At 38.7% G+C, this 2003-nt stretch carries 1 protein-coding gene; it reads left to right on the forward strand.

Annotated features, from left to right (window positions below; translation table 11 throughout):
* Positions 1 to 166 precede the first annotated feature (166 nt).
* Positions 167 to 1912, forward strand: a complete 1746-nt coding sequence (locus B5D46_RS11900) for a hypothetical protein (protein WP_143675692.1) — start codon at positions 167 to 169, stop codon at positions 1910 to 1912.
* Positions 1913 to 2003 lie beyond the last annotated feature (91 nt).

Consider the following 2003-nt stretch of genomic DNA (forward strand, 5'->3'; position numbering starts at 1 on the left):
CTTCCCAAAAATAAATCAATACAAGTTTTTAAAGAGCATCAAACCTAGAGTGAATCTAGTTTTGTTTTAAATTTCCATGTGGGAAACTAGAGTAATAAATAAAATAATAGATACAGGATTACTCCGTACCTGACTCAATCAAGCACATGTTGGACTTAAAACACAAATGCAATTAAAGTCAAAAATACTAGCCGCCATTACTGTAAGTTTTGTAACTGTGGCTGCGGCATTGAGCGTATATAATCAAGAGGTTGTGTTACCCAATGCTGTCAAGAACCAGTTTGACAACCAGAAAGACTATATAAAGGTTGTTTATGATGGCGTAAAGAAACACGCGTCAGCTATTTCGGAAAACGAGAATCAGAAATACGCTCCTTTTTTCTCAAAAATCAAAGACAGTGCTTTTGATAAATTCCAGGTAGATTCAAACAAGCAGGGACTGTTAGACTACACTGCTTTTCCTTATTTTGCCCAGTCGAATGCAGATGAACAGTTCTTTGAAACAACACAGGATATACCTGATGCAGAAAACTGTCTTGAGATGTTCAGTGTTCCAAAGAAAAATCAGGAAACAGTTCTAAACAATCTTAAGGCATTCAATGTAAATATCGGCTCCTACTGGTGCAAGCTTGCCGAGGGCAAGAAGTTTATAGGCTACAAGCTTCACAATGACGCTGATAAGAATTTTATTTTTGTTAAGGTTATAAACGAGAACCTTGACTATAAGGATCTTAATGTTCACCAGTCAATTGCAAAAATTGACGTATCAGAGATTGTAAGCGAGAATTCAATCAATTCATTTGCAGTTTTGGATTCATCAAAAAAGGTACTTCTAAGCTCTGATAACAAATTCTCTGCCGATGAAATCACAGACGAGATGTTCGCCAAGGCTAAGGAACAGCGTGAGATTCAGTTTGAGAGCAAATCAGACAAGGTAAAGCTTGTAACAATGATCTACGATCCTGAATCTGATTTCTATGTATCAGTTCAGACTCCAAAAGGACCTATTATCAAACCAGCTGTAACAGGCACATTCATTCTGATCGGACTATGTATACTTGGTCTTTGCGCTCTTGCTGCTCTTGCCATTAAGAATCTTGAGGCTCTGAAAAAAGACCTAACAGCCATCGCCAATAATCTTGATGTGGTCTCAGCCAATATTCTTTCAGACCGTAAGAAAATGAATGAAATCCAGTCAAAGATGGACTGCAACAGAGTTGACTTTGAAGCTATCGGAAAAGTCGTAAAATCTGTTGAAAATCTTGGCAATTCAATTGTTGAGAAAGTTGCCGGCAAAGTAAAAGAGCTCGAGGATAAGGGAGTTGAGGATAGCAAGAATTCAGCAAAGCTCGCCAGAATCGAGCTTATGAATGCAATGCAGCGTGATATGATGCCTGCAGGTAAAGACATGCCTAACTCCAAGTTCCTGGATATCGCCTCCTTTATCATGCCATCAAAGGAGAATCCTTCAGATTTCTACGATGTATTCAGAGTTGATCAGGATAATATCGGTATTGTTTTTGGCTCATGCAATGAGTCCAACACCAAAACCATCAGCGGCATCAATACCTGTACTACCTTTGTACGCAATGCACTGATCAATCAGACCATGCTTCCAGGTGAAACTCTGACTGCTCTGAACAAGCTTTTAATGTTAAAGCAGTCTGACAATTACAACATTTCAATTGTTGTGATGATTCTAAGCGAGTTCACAGGTAACTTCATCTACTCAGTAGCAGGTAAGAGAACTCCTATTATTGTTCACGTACACAAAGCTTCACTGCTTGAACCAAAACTTATGCAGAGCGAGCTAGGTACTGCAAAGGATACAATCTATATCGACTCAAAGGGAAAAATGTCATACCTTGATACTCTGGCTTATATAGGCAAGGGTATTGATTCAGTTGTGTAAGCGGAAACTATTTCCTACCACGAATATAGTAAAAAACCGCCAGCTGGCGGTCAATTATGTTGGGTAAATTCTATTTTTTGCGTCTCATCTT

Origin of the sequence: Succinivibrio dextrinosolvens DSM 3072, from assembly GCF_900167015.1 — a bacterium.
Taxonomy (GTDB): Bacteria; Pseudomonadota; Gammaproteobacteria; order Enterobacterales; family Succinivibrionaceae; genus Succinivibrio; species Succinivibrio dextrinosolvens.

Bases quoted from the DNA above. Each gene is read 5' to 3' on its own strand.
- B5D46_RS11900 (WP_143675692.1), top strand. From the start codon at position 167: ATGCAATTAAAGTCAAAAATACTAGCCGCCATTACTGTAAGTTTTGTA.